This window comes from Neobacillus dielmonensis, assembly GCF_000612665.1.
GTDB lineage: Bacteria > Bacillota > Bacilli > Bacillales > Cytobacillaceae > Neobacillus > Neobacillus dielmonensis.
Map to the genome: position 1 here is coordinate 133,152 of NZ_HG942048.1, position 26,636 is coordinate 159,787.

At 41.0% G+C, this 26,636-nt stretch carries 26 protein-coding genes; 10 read left to right on the forward strand and 16 right to left on the reverse strand.

The features are described 5' to 3' along the window. Nucleotides 1-176: 176 nt before the first annotated feature. Together cysI and BN2425_RS07385 are read right to left on the reverse strand one after the other, a co-directional pair. On the reverse strand, nucleotides 177-1,892 hold the full coding sequence (cysI, locus tag BN2425_RS07380) for an assimilatory sulfite reductase (NADPH) hemoprotein subunit (RefSeq protein ID WP_042456998.1): 1,716 nt from the start codon (nucleotides 1,890-1,892) through the stop codon (nucleotides 177-179). 25 nt (nucleotides 1,893-1,917) lie between these two features. Next, a complete protein-coding gene (locus BN2425_RS07385) occupies nucleotides 1,918-3,714 on the reverse strand; it encodes an assimilatory sulfite reductase (NADPH) flavoprotein subunit (RefSeq protein ID WP_042457001.1) in 1,797 nt (598 codons plus the stop codon). A gap of 285 nt (nucleotides 3,715-3,999) precedes the next feature. On the opposite strand from BN2425_RS07385, the gene BN2425_RS07390 reads away from it, so the two are divergent. Then, complete coding sequence (locus tag BN2425_RS07390; RefSeq protein ID WP_042457005.1) at nucleotides 4,000-4,509, forward strand: DUF2243 domain-containing protein; 510 nt, start codon at nucleotides 4,000-4,002, stop codon at nucleotides 4,507-4,509. Further along, on the forward strand, nucleotides 4,502-5,317 hold the full coding sequence (locus BN2425_RS07395) for a cytochrome c oxidase assembly protein (protein ID WP_235714581.1): 816 nt from the start codon (nucleotides 4,502-4,504) through the stop codon (nucleotides 5,315-5,317). Before BN2425_RS07390 ends, BN2425_RS07395 begins: the two co-directional genes overlap by 8 nt. A 120-nt stretch (nucleotides 5,318-5,437) precedes the next feature. Here BN2425_RS07395 and BN2425_RS07400 read toward each other — a convergent pair whose 3' ends face one another. From BN2425_RS07400 to BN2425_RS07425, 6 genes are all read right to left on the reverse strand, one after another. Beyond that, nucleotides 5,438-6,628 carry a MalY/PatB family protein gene (locus BN2425_RS07400; RefSeq protein ID WP_042457175.1) on the reverse strand — a complete coding sequence of 397 codons (1,191 nt, stop codon included), beginning with the start codon at nucleotides 6,626-6,628 and terminating at the stop codon, nucleotides 5,438-5,440. Nucleotides 6,629-6,782: 154 nt separating this feature from the next. Next, on the reverse strand, nucleotides 6,783-9,392 hold the full coding sequence (gene adhE, locus BN2425_RS07405) for a bifunctional acetaldehyde-CoA/alcohol dehydrogenase (protein ID WP_042457008.1): 2,610 nt from the start codon (nucleotides 9,390-9,392) through the stop codon (nucleotides 6,783-6,785). A gap of 389 nt (nucleotides 9,393-9,781) precedes the next feature. After that, nucleotides 9,782-10,927, reverse strand: coding sequence for a M20 family metallopeptidase (locus tag BN2425_RS07410; RefSeq protein WP_042457011.1), 1,146 nt, complete (start codon nucleotides 10,925-10,927; stop codon nucleotides 9,782-9,784). Between the two features lie 251 nt (nucleotides 10,928-11,178). Beyond that, nucleotides 11,179-11,760 carry a hypothetical protein gene (locus BN2425_RS07415; RefSeq protein WP_042457014.1) on the reverse strand — a complete coding sequence of 194 codons (582 nt, stop codon included), beginning with the start codon at nucleotides 11,758-11,760 and terminating at the stop codon, nucleotides 11,179-11,181. Between the two features lie 54 nt (nucleotides 11,761-11,814). After that, nucleotides 11,815-12,243, reverse strand: coding sequence for a DUF6114 domain-containing protein (locus BN2425_RS07420; protein WP_042457017.1), 429 nt, complete (start codon nucleotides 12,241-12,243; stop codon nucleotides 11,815-11,817). Between the two features lie 42 nt (nucleotides 12,244-12,285). Further along, a complete protein-coding gene (locus tag BN2425_RS07425; RefSeq protein WP_042457020.1) occupies nucleotides 12,286-12,870 on the reverse strand; it encodes a DUF6230 family protein in 585 nt (194 codons plus the stop codon). A 293-nt stretch (nucleotides 12,871-13,163) separates the two neighbouring features. On the opposite strand from BN2425_RS07425, the gene BN2425_RS07430 reads away from it, so the two are divergent. Further along, on the forward strand, nucleotides 13,164-14,345 hold the full coding sequence (locus BN2425_RS07430; protein ID WP_042457023.1) for a response regulator transcription factor: 1,182 nt from the start codon (nucleotides 13,164-13,166) through the stop codon (nucleotides 14,343-14,345). A 75-nt stretch (nucleotides 14,346-14,420) separates the two neighbouring features. Here the strand turns inward: BN2425_RS07430 and proC are convergent, their stop codons facing one another. After that, a complete protein-coding gene (gene proC, locus BN2425_RS07435; protein ID WP_042457026.1) occupies nucleotides 14,421-15,221 on the reverse strand; it encodes a pyrroline-5-carboxylate reductase in 801 nt (266 codons plus the stop codon). A 115-nt stretch (nucleotides 15,222-15,336) separates the two neighbouring features. On the opposite strand from proC, the gene BN2425_RS07440 reads away from it, so the two are divergent. The 4 genes from BN2425_RS07440 to BN2425_RS23315 all read left to right on the forward strand — a co-directional run bounded on the left by BN2425_RS07440 (nucleotide 15,337) and on the right by BN2425_RS23315 (nucleotide 17,364). Next, on the forward strand, nucleotides 15,337-16,467 hold the full coding sequence (locus tag BN2425_RS07440) for a CAP domain-containing protein (RefSeq protein WP_195891911.1): 1,131 nt from the start codon (nucleotides 15,337-15,339) through the stop codon (nucleotides 16,465-16,467). Nucleotides 16,468-16,570: 103 nt separating this feature from the next. Further along, on the forward strand, nucleotides 16,571-16,765 hold the full coding sequence (locus BN2425_RS07445) for an alpha/beta-type small acid-soluble spore protein (RefSeq protein WP_042457032.1): 195 nt from the start codon (nucleotides 16,571-16,573) through the stop codon (nucleotides 16,763-16,765). 153 nt (nucleotides 16,766-16,918) lie between these two features. Next, on the forward strand, nucleotides 16,919-17,215 hold the full coding sequence (locus BN2425_RS07450; protein WP_042457035.1) for a hypothetical protein: 297 nt from the start codon (nucleotides 16,919-16,921) through the stop codon (nucleotides 17,213-17,215). 14 nt (nucleotides 17,216-17,229) lie between these two features. Beyond that, nucleotides 17,230-17,364, forward strand: coding sequence for a hypothetical protein (locus tag BN2425_RS23315; RefSeq protein WP_264757800.1), 135 nt, complete (start codon nucleotides 17,230-17,232; stop codon nucleotides 17,362-17,364). A 22-nt stretch (nucleotides 17,365-17,386) separates the two neighbouring features. Here BN2425_RS23315 and BN2425_RS07455 read toward each other — a convergent pair whose 3' ends face one another. Continuing rightward, complete coding sequence (locus tag BN2425_RS07455; protein ID WP_042457038.1) at nucleotides 17,387-18,508, reverse strand: NAD(P)/FAD-dependent oxidoreductase; 1,122 nt, start codon at nucleotides 18,506-18,508, stop codon at nucleotides 17,387-17,389. 187 nt (nucleotides 18,509-18,695) lie between these two features. Here BN2425_RS07455 and BN2425_RS07460 point away from each other — a divergent pair, with 187 nt between their 5' ends. Both BN2425_RS07460 and BN2425_RS22475 read left to right on the forward strand, forming a co-directional pair. Beyond that, nucleotides 18,696-19,628, forward strand: coding sequence for a vanadium-dependent haloperoxidase (locus BN2425_RS07460; protein WP_042457041.1), 933 nt, complete (start codon nucleotides 18,696-18,698; stop codon nucleotides 19,626-19,628). 90 nt (nucleotides 19,629-19,718) lie between these two features. Continuing rightward, on the forward strand, nucleotides 19,719-19,877 hold the full coding sequence (locus BN2425_RS22475) for a hypothetical protein (protein WP_154663472.1): 159 nt from the start codon (nucleotides 19,719-19,721) through the stop codon (nucleotides 19,875-19,877). A 41-nt stretch (nucleotides 19,878-19,918) separates the two neighbouring features. On the opposite strand, the gene BN2425_RS07465 is transcribed toward BN2425_RS22475, so the two are convergent. The 4 genes from BN2425_RS07465 to BN2425_RS07480 all read right to left on the reverse strand — a co-directional run bounded on the left by BN2425_RS07465 (nucleotide 19,919) and on the right by BN2425_RS07480 (nucleotide 22,538). Continuing rightward, nucleotides 19,919-20,245, reverse strand: a complete 327-nt coding sequence (locus tag BN2425_RS07465; RefSeq protein WP_042457044.1) for an AzlD domain-containing protein — start codon at nucleotides 20,243-20,245, stop codon at nucleotides 19,919-19,921. After that, nucleotides 20,236-20,970, reverse strand: a complete 735-nt coding sequence (locus tag BN2425_RS07470) for an AzlC family ABC transporter permease (protein WP_042457047.1) — start codon at nucleotides 20,968-20,970, stop codon at nucleotides 20,236-20,238. The genes BN2425_RS07465 and BN2425_RS07470 overlap by 10 nt, the downstream gene beginning before the upstream one ends. Nucleotides 20,971-21,007: 37 nt before the next feature. Continuing rightward, nucleotides 21,008-21,820 carry a TrmB family transcriptional regulator gene (locus BN2425_RS07475; RefSeq protein ID WP_042457050.1) on the reverse strand — a complete coding sequence of 271 codons (813 nt, stop codon included), beginning with the start codon at nucleotides 21,818-21,820 and terminating at the stop codon, nucleotides 21,008-21,010. A 178-nt stretch (nucleotides 21,821-21,998) separates the two neighbouring features. Then, nucleotides 21,999-22,538, reverse strand: coding sequence for an NADPH-dependent FMN reductase (locus tag BN2425_RS07480; protein ID WP_042457053.1), 540 nt, complete (start codon nucleotides 22,536-22,538; stop codon nucleotides 21,999-22,001). Nucleotides 22,539-22,754: 216 nt separating this feature from the next. Between BN2425_RS07480 and BN2425_RS07485 the strand changes: the two genes are divergently transcribed. Beyond that, nucleotides 22,755-23,900 carry an SLC13 family permease gene (locus tag BN2425_RS07485; protein ID WP_042457056.1) on the forward strand — a complete coding sequence of 382 codons (1,146 nt, stop codon included), beginning with the start codon at nucleotides 22,755-22,757 and terminating at the stop codon, nucleotides 23,898-23,900. A 41-nt stretch (nucleotides 23,901-23,941) separates the two neighbouring features. Here BN2425_RS07485 and BN2425_RS07490 read toward each other — a convergent pair whose 3' ends face one another. Continuing rightward, nucleotides 23,942-24,661, reverse strand: a complete 720-nt coding sequence (locus BN2425_RS07490; protein ID WP_042457060.1) for a TerC family protein — start codon at nucleotides 24,659-24,661, stop codon at nucleotides 23,942-23,944. Between the two features lie 163 nt (nucleotides 24,662-24,824). Then, complete coding sequence (locus tag BN2425_RS07495; RefSeq protein WP_074433021.1) at nucleotides 24,825-26,360, reverse strand: DUF4145 domain-containing protein; 1,536 nt, start codon at nucleotides 26,358-26,360, stop codon at nucleotides 24,825-24,827. Nucleotides 26,361-26,636 lie beyond the last annotated feature (276 nt).

Genomic DNA, 26,636 nt, shown 5'->3' on the forward strand with positions numbered 1-26,636 from the left:
CGAGGAGGCTCCCCGGCACGCCCTAAGGTCCGCGAAGCACCTGGAGCGGAAATCAATAGGCCCCATTGCAGGCGATAATCAATTCTAAAAATCATATTTTAATTCAAGTAAAATGAAAAATTGCCGAGAAAAATAACCTTTCTCGACAATCTGAGAGACAGAAACCTGTCTCTTTTTTAGTCGTGAAAATTAGTGCCGTCTGTGGTGGCTTTTATAATTTCCGCACGGATGACAAAGTCACCAAAGTGCTCTCCATCTTTACGTTCTTTTGCGTAACGGGAGAAAAGTAATTTAAGTTCGCTTAATATTTCATCTTCCCCGATGTTTTCACGATACATTTTATTCAAACGGCTTCCGTCATGAGCTGCACCAAGATACATATTATATTTACCAACAGCTTTTCCAATTAAGGCAATTTCAGCAAGTGCCGGACGAGCACAGCCGTTTGGACATCCGGTCATGCGAATGGTGATTTCCTCATTACGAAGGCCATTTTCATCCACAATTTCTTCAATTTTATCCATCAACACTGGCAAGTAGCGCTCACTTTCAGCAAAAGCTAAACCACATGTCGGCAAAGCAACACAAGCCATCGAGCTGCGGCGTAATGCAGTATGGTAATTACCGTCGGTTAAGCCGTATTGCTCCATCAGTTCTGCAATCTTTTTCTTTTTCTGACTGGAAACATTAGCAATCACCAGGTTTTGATTTGGCGTCAGCCTAAAATCACCTGTATGAATCTTGGCAATTTCTTTTAAGCCGGTTTTTAGTTTATAATCCGTAAAATCTGCTACCCGGCCATTTTGGACAAACAGGGTGAAATGCCATCTTCCCCCAACCCCTTTAACCCAGCCATAACGGTCACCGTTATGATCAAAGTGATAAGGTTTTGCTTCCTCTAACTTCCAGCCAAGCCGGTTCTCCAGCTCTTCTTTGACTGCTTCTAATCCGAGACGGTCAATCGTGTATTTGAACCGGGCATTTTTCCTCACCGATCGATTTCCGTAGTCACGTTGGATGGTGATCGTCTTTTCGGCCAATTCTACAATTTTATCAGGTGTGCAGAAGCCAATCACCTTTGCGACCTGCGGATAAGTAGCTTTATCGCCGTGGGTCATACCCATGCCGCCGCCGATTGCGACATTAAAACCAATTAACTTGCCATCTTCCACGACCGCAATAAGTCCCAAATCCTGCGAAAAAACATCCACATCATTGGATGGCGGGACAGCGATCCCAATTTTAAATTTACGAGGTAGATAGGTAGGTCCGTAGATTGGCTCCTCTTCTACATCGGGTGTTCCGGCTACTCTTTCTTCATCCAGCCAAATTTCATGATACGCTCTTGTGCGAGGCAGTAAGTATTCACTTAAATAGCTCGCCCATTCATAGACTTCTGCATGGACTTCCGATTGATATGGATTTGGATTACACATGACGTTTCTGTTAACATCTCCGCACGCTGCTAGAGTTGTAAGCAGAGTATTATGGATTCGCTGAATCGTGTCTTTCATATTCCACTTTAAAATTCCGTGAAATTGGAACGACTGGCGAGTTGTTAATTTAATTGTTCCGTTGGCGTTTTGATCAGCTAGCCCATCCAAGACAAGCCATTGCTCTGGAGTTACCACCCCTCCTGGAGCACGAACGCGGAGCATAAATTGGTAAGCCGGTTCCAGTTTTTGCTTTTGGCGCTCAGTCCGTAAGTCCCGGTCATCTTGCAGGTAACTTCCGTGATGTTTCATCAGCCGGTTGTCACTTTCCGGTATTCCAGCACTAAGAGGTTCTTGCATAACTTCTTTCAATGTTCCACGCAGATAGTCACTATTAACTTTAATTTCTTCAACATCACTTGGAGGACCATCAGGCGCTTTTAAAATTTGATTCACCATGTTGAAAACTCCTTTCCACACCAGGTCAATAAACGTCCCGTTGATAACGTTTTTGCTGTTGCAATTCAGCTATATAAGTTTCTGCTTGCTCACGAGTCATATTGCCTTCCTGTTCCACAATGCTAATTAGAGTTTGATGGACATCATGAGCCATGTTCTTTTCATCACCGCAAATATAAACATAGGCGCCTTCTTCTAGCCATTGGAACAATTCCTTACTGTGTTCAAGCATGCGATGCTGCACATACACCTTTTCATCTGTATCGCGAGAAAAGGCAACGTCCATTTTCGTAAGGACACCATTCTTCAGCCATTTTTGCCATTCAATTTGGTATAAGAAATCTGTGCGGAAATGCTGGTCTCCAAAGAACAGCCAGGACTTTCCATCTGCACCTGCTTCTTCCCTTTCTTGCATAAACGAACGGAACGGCGCGACACCGGTGCCAGCTCCAACCATAATGATCGGGGCATCCGAATTCTGCGGCAATTTAAAGTTTTCGTTATGTTGAACAAAAACAGGAACTTTATCGCCTAACTGCAGACGCTCCGCTGTTAATGTGGAGCAAACCCCTTTTCTCTGTCTACCGTTTGCTTCATATCTAACAGCACCGATTGTCAAATGCACTTCCTCAGGATTCGCCGTTAAGCTGTTGGAAATGGAATACAGACGGGCAGGAATTTTTCGAAGTAATGAAACAAATTCCTGTGCAGATTCACCCCATGCCCCATAATCACGTACCAAATCGAGTAAATCACGTCCGGAAAGATATTGTTTAAGCTGTTGTGCATTTTCTGGTGTTAAAAGGTCCTTTAACCCGGCATTGTTTGTCAGCTGGCTGACTTTTTCAAGAAGAGGTTTGGTAAGGACGGTTATTTCGTAATAAGAAGTAAGTGCCTCTCTTAGTGAAAGGACCTCTCCCTGTTTATTAATCGTCACACTGTCTTCTGGACTCCATTTTAAATCAGCAAGAAGCAATTCTACGAGTTCCGGATCGTTCTCCGGATAAATTCCTAGGCTGTCACCAGGCGCAAACGATAGGCCAGAGCCTTCAAGTGATAACTCGAGATGACGAGTTTCTTTGTTGGAGCCTCGCCCATTTAAATTGATATTTTCAAGCACTTCCGCTTTAAATGGATTTGTTCTCGAGTATTCCGTTTCCACTGCTGATTGTGGCGCAGTAATGGAAGCAGGGGCAGCACTTCCTCCCTCTGATTCGTTTAAACTGCTAACTACACCTTCGAGCCACTCTCCTGCCGGTTCTTCATAATCGACATCACAATCGAACCGAGGATATAGTCGTGTACCCCCTAGTTCCTCTAATCGGGCATCAAAATTTTTACCTGTTTGACAGAAGAATTCATACGAGCTGTCTCCCAGTGCCAGTACAGAGAAGTGAAGGTCGTTCAGTTTTGGTGCACGTTTGCTAAATAGGAATTCGTTGAATGAGATAGCATTATCAGGCGGATCTCCCTCACCGTGGGTGCTGACAATGACCAGCAGGTTTTTAACCTTTTTTAAATTGTTTGGTTTAAAGTCACTCATGGATGAAAGGGTTACTTGGAAGCTATTTCCTTCAAGAGTTTTGGCCGCTTTCTTAGCCAGACCCTGTGAGTTGCCTGTTTGCGACCCGTACAGAATCGTTACATCTTTTGTCACTGTTGCCGTAGGTGTACTTGGCGTGCCCTGAACAGAGGTAAACTGGGACGCGGCCAAATATCCACTCAGCCATAATTTCTGAGAATCGGTCAATGTTGGCAGAAGGCGGTTTAGGAGTTCTGCCTGCTCCTGATTAAACGGACTGTTCAATACCTGAAGTTGCAACAATACCACCTCGCAAATTTTTTACTGTAAAAAGCGTATATTTCAAAGCTACTGGACTTTTCCAATCACTTTTTCAGTCATAAAAATTGATTACTATAATCATAGATTTAGTATTCCTATTAGTCAAGTAGGAATTAGGGGTTTATTAGATTATTTAGAAATTATTTATTAATCTGCGTAAGATTTCTGCCTGCTCCTTAGGTTAGAAAGTTTCACGGCTATGGTTTATAGCTTATTTATTTGGGGGAAATTGGGGGTAGGAAACCGTTTTTAAAGGAGAAGATTATGATCAGGGATAAAAACTATATACATAAAACAAGTGCTATACCAAATTCATTCATTCATCGTAATCTTTGGTCGGGGATGCTATTTGGACTGGGACTTATAGCATTCGTAGATGAAGTTGTATTTCATCAATTGCTTCATTGGCACCATTTTTATGATAAAGCCACGACTGTAATCGGACTGATCTCAGATGGATTTTTCCATGCGCTTAGCTGGTTTGCCACCGTGGGTTCTTTGTTTATGGTTGCGGACCTGCGCCGGCGCAAACACTGGTTGCCTCTACGATGGACTTCAGGGGTTTTGCTTGGGGCAGGTATATTCAATTTATATGACGGAACCATTCAGCATAAGGTAATGCAACTCCACCAAATTCGGTATAATGTAGACATTCTGCCCTACGACATGGCATGGCACATAACCTCCGGAATCATGATTATAATTGGCATCACCCTTTACATCCATTCAGGACGGATCATTAAAAGTACAGGGGCAAATCCAGAAAATGCTTAATCAACCTATGGTGCACGAATCACAACTCCATGTCCATCCGGTGTATAACCATTTTCTTTTAGGATTTCCTTTTTTATTAATGTTGGCAATCTATCTACTCGGAGTGGTTATTTCAAATCGTTCCTATAAAAAATGGCCGCTTTATCGAACCGTTTTTATGATTGCAGGTGTGATTTGTTGTTTAACTGCTATATCGAGGCCGGTTGCGGGCCGTTCACATGCTGATTTTATCGGACATATGATGGTTCATCTGTTATTAGGCATGCTGGCCCCCTTGTTAATGGTCTTTGCCGCACCGATTACTTTAGTTTTAAGGGCACTGCCCATTAACTATGCAAGAAAGGGATCAAAGGTCTTGAAAAGCAAATTCTTCCGCTTTATAGGTGACCCTTTAACTGCTTCGGTCCTAAATATTGGCGGACTTTGGCTGCTGTATACTACGGATTTATTTGCAAAAATGCAGCAAAATGGAATGGTCCATTTGTTCGTTCATAGTCATGTATTTCTTGCTGGATTTGTTTTTACAGCTGCCTATATTTCGGATGATCCACCCTCCCATCGGACTAGTTTTGTGTATCGCGGCATTGTATTAGTGATTGCTTTGGCCAGTCATAGCATTTTGTCTAAGTATATTTATGCACATCCACCGGATGGGGTCCCCGATAGACAAGCACAAATCGGCGGTATGCTCATGTATTATGGCGGTGATTTGATTGATTTGGTCATTATCTTTGTCCTCTGCTATAAATGGTATAAAGCATACCGGCCGAGACCTAATATGCAGCAACGGGTATATGATATTAAATAAATTTAACTATTAGGAAATGTCTTTGACGCGTGCTCCTACGAGGGTCCGTTAGGTGTAGTTATATGAAGAAACCCGCTGCCTTCAATATAGTGCTATACAATAGGCAGCGGGTTTACATTTTTAATTTACATCTTCAAACTCTTTTGCTATTCTCTCAAAGGCTTCCTGAATCATCGGTCTTGGAGAAGGGATACAAATTCTTTGATAAGGGAGTCCCTCTTCGCCGAACATTTTTCCATCCTCCAAGATGACATTTGCTCTATGGTATATACGTTCATGCACTTCGTCAGGGGTAAGTCCGTAACCGCTAAAATCCATCCACATAATATAGGTGCCTTCTGGAATTCTTACTTTAACTTTTGGCATCCTTTTTTCCAAAAAGTTAACCACCCATTCCATGGTCCCGTCAATATATTCTTTTAATTGTTCCAGCCAGTCCTCACCCTCATTGTAAGCAGCGATCAGTGCTGAAATCATAAATGGAGACGGTGATTGATGGCCCATTGCTTTACTAAATTTCTCCCGAAGTTCCTTGTTAGAGATGACAGCATTTGTGCAATGCAGTCCAGCAACATTGAACGTTTTATTGATGGCCGTAAACGTGATAATCCGGTCATTTTCCTCCGTTGCTTTGGCAATAGGGACAAAGGTTTGGTTTCGGCGGATAAGGTCACCATGAATTTCATCAGCTACGATTAGGACATCATTCTCCGCACAAATCGCCGCCAGTTTTTTTAATTCGTCGACAGTAAATACTCTGCCAGTCGGATTATGAGGATTACACAGGATAAACATTTTCGTGTTTTCTTCTTTTGCTTTTGCTTCAAAATCTGCAAAATCAATATGATAATAGCCTTGTTCGTCCGGCTTCAAAGCATTGTTTCTAACGACTCTCCCATTTGCCTCAATTGCCGAAGTAAATGGCGGATAGACAGGGCGCTGGATAATGATTCCATCACCCGGTTCAGTAAAAGCTCTGACTGCCACATTCAGCGCATAAACCGTTCCCGGGCTATAGACAATCTCATCTTTTTTGATTTCCCAATCGTGATGTTTTTTGAACCAATGCTGAATTGCTTCAAAGTATTCTGGAGGAAAGACAGTATAGCCAAATATTCGATGGTCTACCGTTTTATGCAGCGCATCTATCAACGGCTGCGGTACCGGTAAGTCCATATCTGCTGTAAACAATGGGATGGTCTCTTCATCATATCGATTTGTTAAACCTGCTTTTTTAATAAACTCGCCGCCATCCCATTTAACCGAATATGTACCACGGCGATTGATAATTTCATCAAAGTTATATTTCATTCGCATTCAGCCCTTCCTTTTATTAATCTTTGTTCATTCTCCTTTATTATATCTTTCTATTGACATTGTTGAAACTTTAAGAAATGTTTCGTTGGCGAAAATGTAAAAAGCAGGGAACCCAAACCATTAAAATAGTTTGGTCCCCTGCTTATTATTAGACGCCTTTATATGCTAAACGATAGATTTCTGCTAATTCTGATACAAGCGGAAGCTTTGGATTGGCCGTGGTACACTGGTCTTCGAATGCACGGTCGGCTAGATAATCAACGCGGCCCTCGAATTCTGTTTTGTCTACTTGGTTTGCTTCAAGGCTCATTGGAACATCCAATTCTTTCGCCAGTGTAATAATTGCTTGAATTAGGCTTTCTACACCCTCTTCCGTGGTCCGGGCAGGCAGGCCAAGAGTCCTGGCGATTTCCGCATAACGTTTATCCGCGACAAAATGAGAGTATTTTGGAAAGGCTGCAAACTTTTTCGGTTTGGTTGCATTATAGTGAATCACATGTGGCAATAAGACTGCATTAGCTCGCCCATGGGCAATATGAAACTCCGCCCCCAATTTATGGGCAAGGCTATGATTGATCCCTAAGAATGCATTCGCAAAGGCCATACCAGCAATAGTTGAAGCGTTATGCATCTTTTCACGAGCCTCTTCGTCCTGATTGCCAAATTTATAAGCCCTTGGTAAATACTTGAACACAATTTGGATTGCCTTCATGGCCAGACCATCCGTGAAATCGTTGGCCATATTGGATACATAAGCCTCAATCGCATGGGTTAAAACATCCAGCCCTGTATCTGCCGTGACTGTCTTGGGAACGGTCATAACAAACTGTGGGTCAATAATCGCTACATCTGGTGTTAATTCATAATCAGCTAATGGATATTTAATATTAGCCTGCTTATCGGTGATGACCGAGAATGATGTCACTTCAGAACCTGTACCAGAAGTAGTCGGAATTGCCACGAATTGAGCCTGTTTACCTAAATGTGGATACTTCACAATTCTTTTACGAATATCCAGGAATTTTTGTTTCAAACCAAAGAATTCGACATCAGGATATTCATAGAACAGCCACATTCCTTTGGCTGCATCCATTGCCGAACCTCCGCCTAGAGCAATAATCACATCGGGCTGGAACCTCGACATCATTTCCGCACCTTTTGCTACGGTTTCAATGGATGGATCTGGTTCTACATCGGAGAAAATTTCACAATGCACATAATCAGGGCGCTTCCTTAAATAGTACAGAATTTTATCGACATAACCCAATTTCACCATGCCAGGGTCAGTAACAATAAAAGCTTTAGAAATTTTAGGCATCTTGGCCAAGTATTGAATCGAATTTTTTTCAAAATAAATCTTGGAAGGCACTTTGAACCACTGCATATTGACGTTCCTCTTTGCCACTTTCTTTACATTGATTAGGTTTAGGGCACCAACGTTTGTCGATACTGAGTTTCCTCCATACGTTCCACAGCCCAGTGTCAAGGATGGCATATATGCATTATAGATATCTCCAATAGCACCTTGGGAGGATGGTGAATTGACAATAATCCGTCCAGCCCTCATTCGAATACCGTACTCCTCAATAACGGTTTTGTCTGAAGAATGAATCACGGCTGAGTGGCCTAGACCGCCAAATTCCAGCATTTCTTCTGCCCGCTTGTAGCCTTCTTCATGGCTATTCACCCTGAAACAAGCTAAAACTGGACTAAGCTTTTCTCTTGATAGCGGATATGCAGGTCCTACTCCTTTTAACTCTGCCACCAGCATTTTCGTTTCTTCAGGAACCTTTACACCAGCTAATTCGGCAATTTTATAGGCGGGCATGCCAACAATGTCTGGATTAACAGCACAGGAATGTTCATTAATAACCAGCTTTTCTACCAGTTCTCTCTCGGCGTCGGTGAGGAAATAGCAGTTGTTGTTGATCATTTCATTTCTTACTTCTTTGTATATTTCTTTATCAATAATAACGGCTTGTTCTGATGCACAAATCATCCCATTATCAAATGTTTTGGATAATATCAAATCATTGACTGCCTGTTTAATGTTAGCAGTTTTCTCTATATAACAAGGAACGTTTCCAGGACCAACCCCAAGGGCCGGTTTTCCAGAACTGTAGGCTGATTTCACCATGCCTGCTCCACCGGTTGCTAGGATCATTGATACGTTTGGATGGTTCATCAATGCCTGAGTGGCTTCAAGTGATGGGGTTTCAATCCATTGAATGCAATTTTCTGGAGCGCCTGCTTTAATAGCTGCATCTCTTAATATTCTTGCTGCCTCACTGCTGCACTTTTGTGCGGATGGATGGAAGGCGAAAATGATTGGGTTTCTTGTTTTAATCGAAATAAGTGCCTTAAACATAGTGGTCGAGGTCGGATTCGTCAACGGTGTTACCCCTGCAATGACCCCAACAGGCTCGGCAATTTCTATGATTCCCTCTAGTTCATTTTCGCTAATAATGCCAACGGTTTTGTTATATTTGATATTATGATAGACGTACTCTGTTGCAAACATGTTCTTGATAATTTTATCTTCATAGACGCCTCTTTTGGTTTCTTCAATTGCCAATTTCGCCAACGTCATATGTTGGTCAAGACCGGCTAAGGCCATTTGCTTAACGATTTCATCAATGGTTTCCTGGTTGAAGCCGCTGCGGAATTCATTTAAGGCCAAACGTGCGTTGTTTACCAATCGGTCAATCATATTCGTAACAGTCTGCTTTTCGTTTACGGTCTTTTCAGTTACTGCCATTGAAATTCACTCCATCTCCAATTTTTATTTGTGAAACAATTCACAAATGTCGTTAAAAAAATAAGCATTGCTATATGTAGATTTTATCTGTGAAGCGTTTCACATATTTGTGTGAAACATAAGCTGACTAGAGTTCATGAAACATGATCTTGTCTTTCTTATGTTGTTATCATAACATGATTTTTAAATAACGGTTTGTGAAGTATTGTACAAAGTTTGACAGATTGTTATCAAGATAATTCCTGTAAATGTCACTAGCAGCCCCAATAAATAAGGTAAGCGTTTACAAACGTAATATTATTTCGATATAATTTATTTGTTTCCTTAAAACACAAGCTGAGAAGGTGTTACCTTAAACCACCTTCTCAGCTTATAGTTAACAGTAATGATTAGTTCGGATTGGCCGCATATTTCAAAATGATTTCAGCCAATAACGCGGCCCGATAAGGGAGGTTTGTTAAATCAACGTGTTCATCTTCAGAATGGGCTCCATCTCCAACAGGCCCTAGACCATCGATAGTAGGAATCCCGATTCCTGCCGTGAAATTGCCATCACTGGCACCCCCTGTGGAACCTTCTCCCAATTCATATCCATGGGAAGCGGCAATCTTTTTTAAGTCTTTATATAGTTTAATTACCTGCTTTGTGCGTTCTAATGGGTATCTTTCTATTTTTCCAGTAACCTCAATTTTTGTACCTTTAATAAAGGTTGGACGCTTGATAATTTTTTGGGTCAGCTTTTCGGCATGTGCTTTTTTAGTAAATCGGACATCAATTTCCGCGGTTGCTTCTTTAGCGATCACATTCGCCCGAGTCCCCCCATTAATGAGGCCGATATTTATCGAGATTCCTTCCTTTCGGTTCGCCAATTTTTTGAGATCGAGGATTTGATGGGCCATTTCCTCAATGGCACTTGCCCCTTCCCAAGCATTAATTCCAGCATGAGCAGAAATTCCTTCGATTTTCATCGAGAAGTGACCAGTCCCTTTTCGTTCCGTTTTTACAGACCCATCTGGTGCGATACTGGATTCTGGAATAAATACGACGACGCTTTTTTTTGCTTCTTGGAGGATGATTTCTTTAGAGTGTTCGCTGCCAATTTCTTCGTCTGTTGTGACAAGGAAGGTTATGTTTCGATTAATCTTTAAATTGGCATCTTTGATGGCTTTTATAGCCCAAAGAGTGATCGTGAGGCCGCCTTTCATATCGAATACTCCGGGGCCATAAAGAGTATTTCCCTCTTGCATTATTTTCAGGGCCCCTTCATCCCAAACGGTGTCCAAATGTCCTATGATTAATACCTGGTCTTTGGCACTTTCATTTCCATAACCAAATTTATATTGATTACCAACTTCCGTTTTTTCAATCACTTCTACAGAACCGCCGATTAGCCGTTCAAATTCTTCCCGTATAACTTTACCACAGCGGTCAACCAAGTCCTTATTAGTAGAGGGAGACTCTGCTTTAGTCAGATTAATCAAGGTTTCAGCAATGGCATCCTGCTGCCCTTTCAAGTAACTAAGAATCTCAGACATTCATCCTGTATCCTTTCATCGTTTTATAAACTGCTTTTCCAGAATATAATATAATGCCCTACAGGCATTGCAATTGTTTACCAATATAAACTAAAACACCAATAAAAGCAACCTTGATATTTAAATATTCTAAATATTCTAAAGTAGGATAGCTTCGATACACTAAAACTTTACTGTGTTGGGGGCCTGTCCCCCAGTCCGTTAAAGCTTTACTGGGTTAATGGGCAGGAGCATAATGAAAGCGATGCTTTTTAGTTGGCATCGCTTTTTAGGAGGGTTTGGATTAGGTTTTCTAGTGTGCTTTTCATGGTTTGGAGCTCTTGTTCATTTTTGGGTTGGAGTTCTAAGTTGGTATCTGTTTCAAATTCTAAAGCGAATTGCGGGAGTGTTGCGTGACTTGAATTTACATCATGGGCTAGTAGTTTAATATCACGGAATCCAATTTTTCCTAGTTCGGGAGCGTAAATCTGTTTAAATTCGGCATTGGAGACCTTTAAGGAAAGAGTTTTGAATTGTACAGTGTCTTTAGAAGTTATTTTTGTCATGACGATGCCATTTTGTGTTTTCACTAACTTTTTTATGGTTAACCCCTGCACCGAACAGTTTGCAAATTTAAACTCCAGCATCGGTTGGGCTTTTTGGTTTGCAGTTTCACCGAGGGTCGGTAAAATCCCTAGGGGTGTTCCCTCCATTTGACTTGCTTCTATTATAAAACCAATGGTTGAATCTTCGACCGCTAAACTATGCTTTGTCGGTATTATAAGAGCTGAAATCATTAATATAAGTATTATGACGTTTTTAGCAGATTTAGTTGTTTGTTTCAATGCAATCACCGTTTCTCTCTATTACTGTGTGTCTTTTTACGGCAAAGGAATGTCTCTTATCCTTTAATTGTCTAATTCAGTAGTGGCTATTTCTTTTTCTGCCCCTGATTCAATGGTATGGACAGCAGCATTTAAATCGAATTCTGGTTTCCAAGCAATCATCATTGCACCGCCGAGAATACCAAGAATAGTACCAATTAGGAAACCTCCTAAAGCCCCCATAATCGACAATACCGATGAAAAGATTGCCAAAACCCCTAGCAGTGTAGATAACTTTGGCATGATATAGCCTAACACCCCTAATAACAGGGTTAGTCCGCCAAGAAAAAATCCAACAAATATAATGCTTCCTGGAGCAGCGGCGACTTCGTAAAGTTTCGCCGGTACCCATAATATGACGAGTCCAGAAAGGATGCACAAGGTCGCCCCCCAAAACGGACGCCTTGCTCTCCAATTCTTGAACTTCGCACGTATTGATAGTGTGGAGTTCATATTTATCATCCTTATTTTAGTAATCTATGATTGTGGAAAATATTATTTTATATGCTCAAAATACACCTTCATGCCTGGAAGTGAAACCGTTTGCTGGAATAGATATAGTGTCTTTAAATCACCATTTGTTATCGTGATGGTGCCAGCATCTTGAGTAAATTCTTTAGCAGCTGCTTCTAAAGGGTTTTTGATATCACCTACATAATGCTCTTGCATTGTCAAACTTTCAAAGCTTGCATCACCATTAATCAAGGTCGCTTTTTGGACTAATCCTGTAATTTCAACCGGCTCGCCAGCCTCTATTACAGCTTTGAGATTGAGAAGTGGGAATTCTTTTGTAATCTTTAAATTAGTAATGGTAGCGTCATCAATTTCGTTTACTGCAACTGGGTTTTGTTCATTTGATCCCCCTTCAGCAATTCCTCCGTAAAGATGAAAACCACTCCCAACCATTTTGTCAAAGCTGACTGTAAATTCGCCAACACCGCTTAGCGGTACAGCGTAGGCAACACCAGTCAGTCCAAAAGTCCCCAGCAGGGCTCCTAAGAATAAAAACCCTCCCAGTATGGCCAGCATTAATTTCTTCTTTACCGTCTTACCTCCTACAATAATGGCTTCAGCTGTCATTTACTTTCCTCCCTTTTATTTTTTATAGTACCAAGATATAAAAGAACATAGATATTCGGTACTATTTGTCACAATTTTAAGACAAATAATAAAATCGGTTAACCCCTACATTTGTAGGTTTTTCTTACATTCCTATCCGAGGTTCTATAACTTTCGGCATATTATTTCAAAAATTTTACAACAACAAAAAGGATTTTGGGATTATTTGAGGAATTATGAAAGGGATGTTTATATAAGAACTTAGTGTTACTCGCTAATAAGTCTGCCATATTATTTTAGGAGTGTAGGACCACATGTCGAAATCTCTTAATCATCATTTAAATCAATTATTGGAGGATGCCATTAAGCTGCTAAGCCGATATAACCATGAGCTGCTGGAGGAATGGAATTTTACTCTACAATCTTTAAAAAATACTAATAAAAAGTCGATATATGTATATGAGTTTATCAGCGGATTCTTGCAAAAATTTTTGACAGCTGTCCGAAACGAACAAGCTAATTTATATCGTATGTTTGATGAGATATCGAATGCTTGGTTTGAGAGTTTCCAACGTGAACCTGATCCGGAGGCGTTGATTTTTCATTTGAATTTGCTTGAAAATTCAGCCCATCGCGTGGTAAAAGCACAAATCTCTTATTCTTCAAAATTACATCCTTCCATTCATTATTTATTTTCGAAAATTAGTGAAGTCATGTTATTTAGAACGAATCAGGATAACTATAGTGTTTGGAAGGATGCCGTTATTTTGTTTAATGAATGGATAATCCGTTCACAGACCTTTCAAGAGGCAGTCGAAAATATTTGTTATGGTTTTGGGTACTTCCTTCCTTTTAAACGTTGTGCCCTGTTCAGGTTTACAAATGAAGAAAGCATGGCAATGGGGCAATGCGGCCATCATTTTAATAATGAAGAAATTCAAGCAATTGCCGAAAAGATTACCAATATCCCTGTTCTCAACGAAAGTCTCGTTAAGTTAAAATCCCAGGGAATGCAAATGAAAAACTTCCAGCCTATTTATGTACCGTTTGCAGAAAACGAATTTCCTGAGAAGTATGTAAAAAGTTTTAAGCTAACTTCCCTCATAATTGTACCAATCTATGTGCCTGAAGAAGGAAAGATTATTGGTGGAGTGATTTTAGACCAAGGACCGGAAACTTATTTTACACTAGATAGAAGTTTGTTTCCGGCACTGATCAAATTTGGCCAAAGCTCAGGAGAACTATTGCTGAAGTATTTTCAGGCAGACACCCAAAAGAGTGACACAACAGAAGACAAACCAGTATATCTAACCCCTCGCGAAATTGAAATAATCAAATTGCTGGCAGAAGGTGCCTCCACCCAAATGGCTGCCGCCAAATTATACTTAAGTGAATATACAGTAAGAGATCATATCTCCAACATCATGAAACGACTAAACGCCCAAAACCGAACAGAAGTCGCCGTTAAAGCCATACGCATGGGCATCATCGATTGAATTTATCGCTTTAAAGTGGCGGGGGACAGTCCCCCACTGCTTTAAAGTGCTACCAGATCGGGGGACTGTCCCCGGTTATTTAATAGCTGCTGCTTTTTTACGGCAGGCGATGATGGCTTGTTGGATGCTTGTGTTGAATTGATTGTTGTCGAGTGAATCTAGTCCGGCGGCGGTGGATCCTCCCGGGGTGGCGACTTGGTTGATGAGTTCGGTTGTGTCGATGTTGGTTTTCAGCATTTCGGCTGAACCAGCAATCATTTGAGCGACAAGTTTTCTTGCCTGTTGTTGAGTGACACCTGTTTCCAAGGCCATTTGCTCAAGAACCCCAGCTAATTTGTAAATGAAGGCTGGTGCACTTCCGGTGATGGCTGTTAATTCCTCAATTTGTTTTTCTGTTACTTTTTCATACTCCCCTATGCCGCTTAATAAGGTTTCAATCCATTGGATATGCTGCTGATTTACATGTTGGCCAGGTGCATACAGGGTAATCGATTCCCCTTGTTTTGCTGCTGTATTTGGCATCACCGAAACGACAGGTGTGGCATCTGGAAGCATACTCTCCATGTATGTGGGGCTAATTCCAGCTGCAACAGTCATAACCAATTGCCCGCCGATCTTTTCAGCTAACTCTTTTAATATGGAGGCATGGGCATCTGGTGGCATCGCTAAAAAGATAATGTCCATTTCACTAGCATGGTTTACCCAATGCTCCGTCGTTTCAACTCCATAGTGGTTCTTCACAAATTCCAGTCGTTCCTGATTGCCTTTATTAGCCACAGTGATTGCAAATTCAGTTTTATTGACCAGTCCCTCAATAATCGCTTGAGCCATCCGGCCTGCTCCTATAAATAACACGCGTTTTTGAACATTCGTCATTTTCTCACTCCTCACGGTGAACATTCTACCCTATTCATTATTTTTAAGCTAAGCATATTACTTATACATTTAAACTAGATTGGTTACAATTCTAATAGAAATGGAGGGTGAATTTATGGGGAGGTTTCTTGTACTATTATCCCTATTTGTACTTTTTGGCTTTTCAGGCTCCGCAATTGAAAAAAACATAAATGACAGCAAATGGACGAAGCCGATGGATACTCTTCAATCTCAAATAGATGTTCCCGATACACTTGCTGAGGTCACTGGGATTCTTGACCAGCTTCAACAGCTTTGGAAAAAGTTGAGCAATTCATTTGATGGGCTGGTACTAAAACAAAAAAATAACGAATCTGAAGAAAGTAAATCAATAAAATTAGTCGCTCCCACTGAGCAGCCATTTTCCATCCATAATGTCGAGCTTGGCGAAACAAAAACTGAAATCGAGGCCATAACGGGACCAGCAAAGCGGGTTTCCCTAAACGAATATGGTACGGATTGGTATACCTATCACAATAATTATCAGCAGTTTTTTATGGTTATGTATGACAAAAACAACCAAGCAACAGGCTTATATACCGATCAGGATTTAATATCATCAAAAAGTGGCATTAAAATGGGGACTCCCAAAGAGACCGTACGGGAAACTCTTGGAGAGCCACTAACAAAACTGCAAAAAGGCTTTATAATTTATCAATTTGAAAAAGACCGTGATTATGACATGTATTTGGTTGATGACGTCTATGTAACTATTTTTTACGACAAACACGAAGGAAATACAGTTACTGCCCTGCAACTAATAAGCAAAAATATGGAGGAACATAAATCGGATTATTATACAGAAGCAAGCCCAGCCTTAAAAGAAGGCTTTGAGTATCAACTGTTCGATTTGACAAATGCATCACGGGTCAACCATCAGCTGCCCATTCTAACATGGGACCAACATGTGAGAGAAACGGCGCGGAAACATAGCAGCGATATGGCAAAAAATGATTATTTTTCTCATACGAACTTAAAAGGTCAATCTCCGTTTGACCGAATGAAAGAAGATCAAATTATCTTCCAACTAGCTGGTGAAAATCTTGCTTACGGACAGTTAAGCAGCATTTTTGCCCATGAAGGATTAATGAATTCCCTCGGACACCGGGAAAATATTCTACGCAATGGCTATGTATATTTAGGGGTTGGCGTTGCTTTTAATGACAAGTCTCAGCCTTATTATACGGAAAACTTTTATGCCAAATAATGTTTCACCACTCTAATCTGTGAATTAGGATTTCTAAATTGGACAAATTATATTCGAGCAATTAATGATTGCTCAAAAAAACTCGAGTCGGGAGTGATGTATCATGGCTAGAAACAAACTGTTGGTTCCTGGTGCAGGCAATGTTCTGGATCAAATGAAACAAGAAATCGCCAATGAGTTTGGAGTTCAACTTGGTGCTGATACAACCGCACGAGCAAATGGTTCGGTCGGTGGCGAAATGACAAAACGTCTCATTGCCTACGCTGAACAAACATTACAAAATCAGCAAGGCCAGTAACCTGATGGTCCTGTGAATTAAAGGAACATTTCGTTCCGGAACCTGCAAAAGGCTGCTCCCATTGGGGCAGCCTTTTTCCAGTAGATTTAAATCGTCCGATTGCATATAAACTACCTGCTAAACAGACTCTAAAGAAAAAGAGGGGGATTATCATTGGACCAAGATTTTACTGTCGAGTATGGCCAAATGCCAACATTCCACAGTCATGAAGAAGCTAGATCCTGGTTTAAAGAACAATTTGGCGATAATCGCTTTTTATTAAGATTAAGTAATATGAAGGATGGAAAAAGAACGTACTTCTACCACCTTGTAAAAGATCCTGAGGTATACAAGCCTTACATGGAGAGTTTCTCCAGCTCCGTTAAACATGAAATCACGCACTTTGATACATTCAAAAGTTATTCAACGATTGAAATTACCGAAGATGGAGAAGTAATTTTTCAACCATAAAGGAGGTCTTTTTCTTGGACGGAAGGTATAACACTGGCGAGGATGCAACTATTGAATTAAAAAAAGCTTTAAGCAAAAGCAAATCACGGAATAATCCCGTCATGAGCGATGCTGAGTACAAACTAAAATATCAAGGAAAAAAAGAATAAACGGGCATATTCATCTGCCCGTTTATTCACTGCTTATAGCTAACGAAACATCATAACCACTTAAATCAAGTTCAGTCTCTTTGCCTAGTACAGATTTCGCAAGCTCACTGCCAAGATAAGGACCGCTCGTTAATCCGGAAGAACCAAGCCCATTTGCCACATAAATCCCTTCAAACCCCGGCAAACGACCTGCAACAGGTAAAAAACCAGGTGTATATGGCCGAAAACCAACTCTTGTTTCAAGAAAGGTGCTATCCGCTAGCCCTGGGGCCGTTTCTAACACCTGATCTAAAATCTCCCGTATTCCTCCTGGTGTGACTCGATTATCAAAACCCCTATCATTTTCATGGGTAGAGCCTGCAACTACCCGTCCATCATCAAATGTAAGGAGGTATTGAGTATGGGGCGGAATAACAACCGGCCAGGAACCTGTATCCTCTCCAGACAGTTCCATATGGACGATTTGTGCTTTTTGTGGCTTCACTGCAAACTCAACACCAAGAGGCTTTAGCAGTTCCTTCGACCATGCGCCGCCGGTAACAATAACCTGATCCGCATCCATTCTTTGGTCATCCAACTCAATGCCGACTATTTGCTTACCTTCATATCGTATGGAAGCGTTTCCTGTTAAAAAGCTTGCTCCACTTTTAACGGCTGCGTTAATCAAAGCATCCCTTATCTCTCTCCCATTCACACGGGCTCCACCACTGACATAAACGGAACCATATTCTTCTGATAATGGTGGAAACATCCTCTTCGTTTCAGACGGCGACAAAATTTTAATTTCGCCAATTTCCGGTGCATCCTCCCTGCGTTTTCGGGCACGTTCTGCCATTTGCTCCAACTTTTTTGGATCGGAATGTAAACTAAGAGCACCTACTCGCTTATATCCTGTACTTTTTTCACCATCAGCTTCTAAGTGGGCGATTAATTCGGGGTAGTATCGGGCTCCGCCTTTTGCTAAGTTATACCATATCTTGTTTCGCCGTTGCGATAACCACGGGCAGACAATTCCAGCAGCCGCATCGGTAGCCTGTCCAGGGTCTTTGCGGTCAACAATCACCACTTCTGCCCCATATTTAGTGAGGTGGTAGGCTGTAGACGCACCTAATATACCAGCTCCTACCACAATGATTTTATTCATAACACCATTCCTATTGTTTAAAGTTTATCCCTTTCATTATAGCTTAGAGGGTTTATTTTTAAAATTTCAGGTGCTTAGATTTAGTGATCACTGTTGGACAAACACACATTTATCACCATATAGGTCTTGTACTAAACCAAATGGCTTACCTTACATATTTTATTCTAAAGATAGGAGGTGATAAACTTTGGCTTTTGATTATCCTCGTTGGTCCAAGCTCCCCTACACGGGGGAAAAAAATCCTCCAAAGAACCCAGAAGAACCGCTTGCGGGTTCATGGCCATTGATTTTTTTAAAGCGAGATGGAATGGGTTGGTTTACCGATCCGCTTGGCAATCCAATTCCAAGAGTAAAGGATCCCAATTCCATCGACTGGAAGGAACAGTTAAAACAAGTCCAGAGAACACTTGCGGATTTGTCTCCTGTCGAGCAGTTGATTGCTGATTATTGGGGAACAGGGCATGTAACCAAACAATGGACGCCCATCATTGATCGATTAATTGACACCTATACCATCTATCGGTCAGCACTCCCGCCCCTCTCTCTAGCGACTCCGGAGGCTGGCCGCATACTAGCGATTACTCAGGGCGCCATTAATGATGCCCTTATCCTCTGTTGGGCTGTGAAATATCGTTATGACGCAGCCAGACCAAACCAGCAAGACCACGATTTGCCAACCTACCTCTGTACACCGCGGCATCCTACTTATATTTCTGCTCACGCTATCGTTGGGGGTGTTGTTTCAGAAGTTTTAATCCACTTTTTCCCGGCCGAGAAAGAACGCCTTCAGGAGTTGGCGGAACAATGTGCAATCGCACGTGTATATGGAGGGGTTCATTATCCGATTGACAGTAGCGAAGGCTTAAGGCTTGGACGGGCTATCGGGCGAATGCTGGCCGACTATTTTACGATTCAAACCGATGCAGCTGGAAACTCTGTTGACCGGCAATTCACCGAAGACAGGAATGCCGAACTTCCTCCAGGTCCTTTTCCGTTTGAACAAGCCATACCATATCCTTTCGTAAATTTTTGCCAGTCAGCTGTTATTGAGGAATCCATAGTTGATAGAATCGTAAAATTTTTCTTGAGAATATTTAAACGAAGAATAGACAATCCCTAAAAACTAAGGTTGTAGTTTTAATAAAAAACCTCTAATGGTTAAGTATACTTCTCTTTTATGGTGCAAATATACTAAATGGAGGTGGCTGTTTTGGCGGGTAAACTTGACAATGAACAATCAAACGAAATCAAGTTTAGTATCTGGGATACACGTACGAAGGAAAATCTTGGGCTAACCAATGACCAATATGAACATGCGATGGAAGACAATTCCCAAGATTTAAATGCTACAGAAAAACCTACTAGCTGAAAGAGCAGCCCTACGGCTGCTTTTTCATTTCTGGCTATATTTTAAAAAAAGAAACGCAATAGCATCATGCTAATAATTCCACACAATACAGTTGCCAGCAAGCTTCGCGTTTTTACCGCAACCAAAAAAGTGGGGATTGCTGCAATCAAATCAAGGTTACGGAAAGACAGTGACAGCTCGCCATCATTCATAAATATCTCCTGACCGACTAGTGCCGCCATGACGGAAATAGGAACAAAACTTAACCATCGTGTCCCCCACTCCGGTAATTCAAACCGACTAAGGACCATTAGTGGGAGAACTCTGGGCAGAAATGTGACTAATGCTGTTCCTATAATAATAATCAAGATCCCCCATCTTACTTCCATTTTTCAATCACCATCCCAATCGTCGAAGCGAATATCGTTGCTAAAATGACCCCTAAACTGCTGGAAAACATCATGCTGACACCTACTGCTATCACGATTGCCAGAACCCCAACAATGATATCAAGGACAATTTTTCTTCTGCTGATCATCGACAGGACCAAAAGCCCGATAAACATCGCCGGCAGCGCATAATTCAACCCGAATTTTTCCGGATTGGATATCCAGTTTCCAAAATAGGCTCCTGCTATATTGGCGACCACCCAATTTATCCAGGCGGTAAGATTTAAGCCTTGCATCCATCTTTCACTAATCGCTTTCTTCTCTGCAGCCTTATTTATGGCAACTCCGAATGTTTCGTCTGTGAGCAGCGTCCCAATCAGCATGTTTTTTAATGGTGAAAGATGGCGAAAATAGGGTGATAATGCGGCACTCAGTAAAATATGCCGCAAATTCACAAAGAAAACCGTTATGATAATGGCCATCGCTGAACTATTAACAGCAATCATTCCAGCAGCTATGAATTGGGCCGAACCCGCGTAAAGAATAAAGCTCAATAGGACGATTTCCGCAATGCTCAGGCCAGCCGTTTTTTCCACTACCCCAGCCGCAAAACCAATACTTAAGTAACCCAACAATGTGGGAATACAGTCCTTCACTCCCTGGATAAACGTATCACTATTCTGGGGTGCCGGAATGGTCTCCATTTGGGCATTCACTTGACCCATACTATTCCCTCCAACATCTATCTAAAAATAAAGCTTGTTAACATTCAAATGGCTTCCCTGTAACGACATGGTATAGTCCTGAATGACTTTTCCATAGGGATTCTACTTTAGCAGGGCCCAATTCTTTCACTAGTTCCGCAAACATAATGTCATGGCGAATATACTCTACGGCCACTAACACAAGCGCCGGATCCTGAGTTTTGATAGCCCATGCAGGACTGTTTGGTGAAAAATTGGCAATTAGGACTTCCTCGTTATCCCTCGATACAATGGTTAGCCGGCCATTCATCCGTTCTTCTGCTACTTCTGGTGCCATATAATCATGATGGGTGGTAACGCCCATTTCCGTGTCGGGCGCTCCAAACAGGATAGAAAAGACATGAACACCCTTATTAATTTTCAGCCTAACATCCGGTTGAACCAATGAAATTTGCGGCTCCCAAATAGACAGCCAAAGCTCTTCTTTGGCACTATTAATCATGGCAGCCATCTCTGCCAATACGTTCTCATCACTGCTAATTCGGCGGATTACGTCAATTTGCTGTTCACTTTCGATCGCAGCCAAATTTTTTTCCAAAAAATCAAAGGATTGTTCAAAGGAATTGCGTAAACGGTCAATTAATTCTTTAGCTGGTAATGGAGCATATGTCAAAGGGTCGGTAGGGACCGTATAAACAGCCCCTTTATCTAGAAGCTTTCCCAAAACCTCATAAATCATCGACCTGGGGACTCCTGACCTCTTGCTAACTTCATAGCCGGTAATGGGGGAGTTCTTTAACAAACCAATATAGGCTTTGCATTCATATTGAGAAAACCCTAGCTTCTGAAGTTCTTTAAAAATTTCCTCCATACCGATCGTCCTTTACCGAATTTTTAGTAGTTATTATTATACTTACTATTTATTTCGTAGTTATTATACTGCTGACTAAGTTTATTTTCAAGAAAATTAGGAATTGTCCATGGATATTTTGTTTCAAAAATAAAACTGCCAGGATTTTGATACATCCTGGCAGTGTGTAACTATATAATTATTCGTTGACAAGATCAACAAACCGGTCAATCACCGTATCAAGGAAACTGATAGTTGCTTCATCCGTTAGCTTGCCTGTTTCTGCATCAAACTTGTTTTGAGCCTGGCTGATGAGAATTTCATTTCCTGCCGGTGGTAAAAGTTTTACCTGCAAAGCAGTTAATATTTGGCGTAATTGAAGCTGTGCTCGGATCGTACCCATGATGCCAGTTGCGGCCCCTGCGGTCATAACTGGTTTTCCGATTAGAACTTTATCAACTCGGGAAAGCCAATCTAGCGCATTTTTTAATACGCCTGGGATTGACCAGTTATATTCAGGTGTAATGATCAGCACCCCGTCGGCTTCTTTTACTTTCTTTTTAAATTGGACAACCGATTCAGGAGGATTGAGTTCTTCGTCCTGGTTGTAATGCGGAAGTACTCCGATATCAAGGATCTCTAAATCGAAATGACCAGTGTTGCGTTCTTGAATTGTTTCGGCCAAAAGTCTGTTATAGGAGCCGTTTCTTAAGCTGCCTACTATGGCTACAAGTTTCATTCCCTTATGCACCTCTTATATGTATTTTTGTTGAAGTTACAAACTGATTATAAGGATATAAAATAGAATTTTTCAACAATAGTGACTCGCGAGGCAGATTTTTGGGCCAAAAGGTTGATTATTCATTTGATAATCCTATGGATTGACTCTATTGTAATTTATGTTATTTAAAATAGTTTACGATATTGATAGTACGTAGATTGTCGGTGATAAAAAGTGAAAGAATCAGTCTTATATAAAGATAAGAAAATGAAATGGAGTCTTCCCAAAATAGACCCCGTGTTGGCCATTTCCCTCAGCTTGGCAACAGCAAGCTGTTTTTTTCATGCTCCAAGATGGGAATATGTTGATTTTAAAGTCCTAATTAGTTTATTTAATCTGATGATGGCCATCAAAGCCTTTGAAGGGTTGAAGTTATTAGATAAAGTTGCCATCGGCTTGTTAAATAAATGCGAAAACAGCAGGACGATTTCGGCCATTCTAATCTCGTTATGCTTTTTCAGCTCTATGATTGTTACCAATGACGTGGCCTTATTGACCTTTGTTCCGTTAACGTTGGTTATAAGCAGGACAGCAAAAGTAAATATGATGAAAACAGTCATCCTGCAAACCATTGCAGCCAATATCGGCAGCAGCTTAACGCCGATGGGAAATCCGCAAAATTTATTCCTCTTCGCTACTTACGGATTAAAACCATTGCTGTTTTTTTCAACGATATTATTAATGGGTGTGTTAGGAATTATTGTCGTGGTATTCCTGATAATACGGCTTCCGAAAAAAGAATTGAACAACATAAATCTAACTCCCATCCAAGTTGGCAATCCGAAACACGCGGGTTTTTGGGGTTTATCATTAATAGTGACCATTGCTTCCATATTTGGATATATTTCTTACCAATTGGCTTTTATAGTCACGCTAGTCACATCCATTGTTTTGGATGGCAAATTATTGAGACGTATCGATTATCAGCTGTTAATCACTTTTATCGGCTTTTTTATTTTCGTTGGAAATATTTCAAATACCTACGCGGTGCAGGCAGCTGCCCAGGCCAGCCTCGAGGATTCTGATTCGGTTTATTTCACATCGATCTTATTAAGCCAATTTATTAGCAATGTTCCGGCCTCTATCTTGCTTGCACATTTTACTAGTGATTGGCAGCCGTTATTAATTGGAGTGAATATCGGTGGCCTCGGTACCATTATCGCTTCTTTAGCCAGTGTTATTTCTTATAAGCTATTTACTGGAGAAAACCCAAAGGAAAACAAAACATATCTGGTCAAATTTACAATCTATAATTTTTCCTTGCTCGCAATATTGACGTTATCTTTTTATTTTATTAAAAAATTTTTGGATTTACTGTAACACAAAAAGACGATGACATTTTGCTCATCGTCTTTTTTTCTTTATCGAGTTTTTATTTTCCCAATATAATGGACGATAAAAGTGGCGAAGAACGTAATCGTAATTAAGCTAAAGAAAACTACCTCATCCATATGGAAACCAAAGGCAGAAACAATCATTCTAATTCCGATGATGGCCACTAGGAGAAAAGCGGTCGTTTCAAATTCTGGAACTTTTTCAATCAGCGCCAAAAATAATTGTGCCACACCCCGCATCATTAAAATCCCCAATACCCCTCCCAAAAGCAAGATCCACTCCTGGTCAGACACGCCAAACGCAGCTATAATGCTGTCCAAACTAAATGCAATATCCATTAATTCCACTGTCAAAACTGTGCCCCAAAAGCCCTTTGCTTTCGATTGCACTTCTTCTTCTCCATTATCCTTCTTCACGAAGTTTTGCAGTACAATCCAAAGCAGATAGTGTCCGCCAATAATTTTAATCCAGGGTATATTGATTAAGGTAACACCTAGGCCAATCGCCAAAACACGGAAGAAATAAGCCCCAAAAATTCCATAAAACAGTGCTTTTTTTCTCTGTTTTTTTGGCAAATGCTTTACCATCACCGCTAGAACCAATGCGTTATCGGCAGACAGGAAGCCTTCAAGAACAATTAGAATCCCAATGACTCCCCAACTCGCTGGATTAAAGAAGGCGTGTTGAAATTCCTCTAAGGAAAAAATGGTCCCATAACTGGTTATGATATCGTTCAGGAGTTCCATACCTATTTCTCCTTTACCTTTCAAGTGTCATTTTGACATCTTGTCCAATTTAAAACATGTCAAAGCATTGCCTTGATAGTTTAAATGTATGAATCAGAATGGATTATATGTACAAAAATAGGGAAAGCCGTTCTCTCTGTTAAAAAACGGCTTTCCCTCAGCTTTATTCGGTATCCTCGAGCAAAGGAATTTTTACTTCTACTCCTAAACGCGTCAATAATTTTCCAAGTGTTTCGAGACCTGATTTTGGATTAATTTTCGTTTCTAGATAATAGGTCTTCCCTGTTATCTTAGATTCATAGGTATGCTTTTGAGCAAACGGGCGTCGGTCCTTGTGAATCGGTTTTAATGCGATGGCGTACCTTTTTCCATTGTCAGTGGAACCGAGTACAATCCCTTCTTTTACAAGAGGATATAGCGGAAGCTGGTGTCCTTCAATCCATTTTAATCCTTCTTTCCAAAGCGAAGGCACACTATCACCACGTATGACCGTTTTGCTTTCTCCTAATTTGACTCTTACAAATAAAGATTCCCACTTCTTGTAGCTGCGGCTTTCTTTCGAAACATCCGTTAGACTGGCAGTTGAAATTTTAGCGTCTGCTTTCTTTTTCAATTGCTCAAACAGTTTTTCTACCGTTCCGACTCCTACATTTTCATATTTTGCGAGAACCACTAATTCCTGCGGCAGATGACCTACAATTACTTTACCATCGCCGTTTAACTGCCTAAGCAGGCTTGGTATCCCTGTGAATTCCTCGGAAGTGAGTCCAACGTTTGCAAGTTCCTCAGTCACAACAATACGGTCAGCTTTATAAAAGAAGAATAATTCACCAGGACGTTCGTGAATAAGCTGTCTTCGGGCTTTTTCTTCCTCGATAAACAACCCTAATTCTTCAAAAAAGATTTCGTCATTTTTCTCACTGAACCGTTTGATGTGTTTGTGCAACCCGTCCAAATTATTGGGCAGCTCACTCATGATTCGCGCCTGTTGCTCTGCTCCCAATCGGATTAGATAGGTCTCGGATTTTTGAAATCGCTGCGGCAAAAGAAAGGCATCACGTAGAAAGTAAGGCACCTCAAGCTTGCGTTCCTTATAGGCTATAGTCCGAATGGTGGTAAACCCAGGAATATCTTGTATATCATCAACCAGATCAACAGCAGCCGCTATTTCCTTCGGTACAGCATCTCCCATTAGAGGGACAGATGGATTCCGGAGAAGTTCCTCTAAGGTATTAAGCCTTATTTCAAGCTCGGTCATATCAAAAGATTGTTCTGTGTGAAACAATGGTTCCTGATAATCGGGAACGGTTACATCAACAGGCCCGTATACTTCTACATACCATTTGACAATGGTATACAAGGCTTCCCAGCATAATAACGCTTCCGAATACCTGAATCTGCGGGCATCATGTGCCGCCTGGTTGCCGGTTTGCCTTACAAAGTGGAGCACTTCCCTGATCTCAGGTATTAAGTAGCCTTTTTCATTCAGCATATCAAGTCTTTCTTTTAAGTTAGTCCGTGGTTCAATGGGCAGCTGTTCTGCCTTTATGACCAGCTGCAGAATGTTTTCAACAAACACCCGAGCATGGGTCAGCATCGTGCGCGGACTGGTGAAAATACTATTTTCCAGTTCCTTTGCAACGAGCGCCAGTTCCTTTGAAATGGGTTCTAAAAATTGATAGAAATATTGCTTGTTCATTCCGTTTCCCCCGGTCCCTTTATAGACCCATTTTACCATAAAGCTAATAAAAAAAAGCTAGAATATCGAGGATACCAGCTTAAAAGGTTGGGAATAATCTGAAAAAATATTTAAGAAAACAGCTTTGTTAGTTTGATTTGAGTCTTTTATCCGATAAAGTTTTTTTTGTAATTCTTCCAGTCTGGTCAGGAGAAAGGTAGAGCTTCGACATAGAAGCGATTTTTTCTGCTGTTGCCTCAATGATCATTCTGTCAGCGTTGATGTGGTATTAAAATT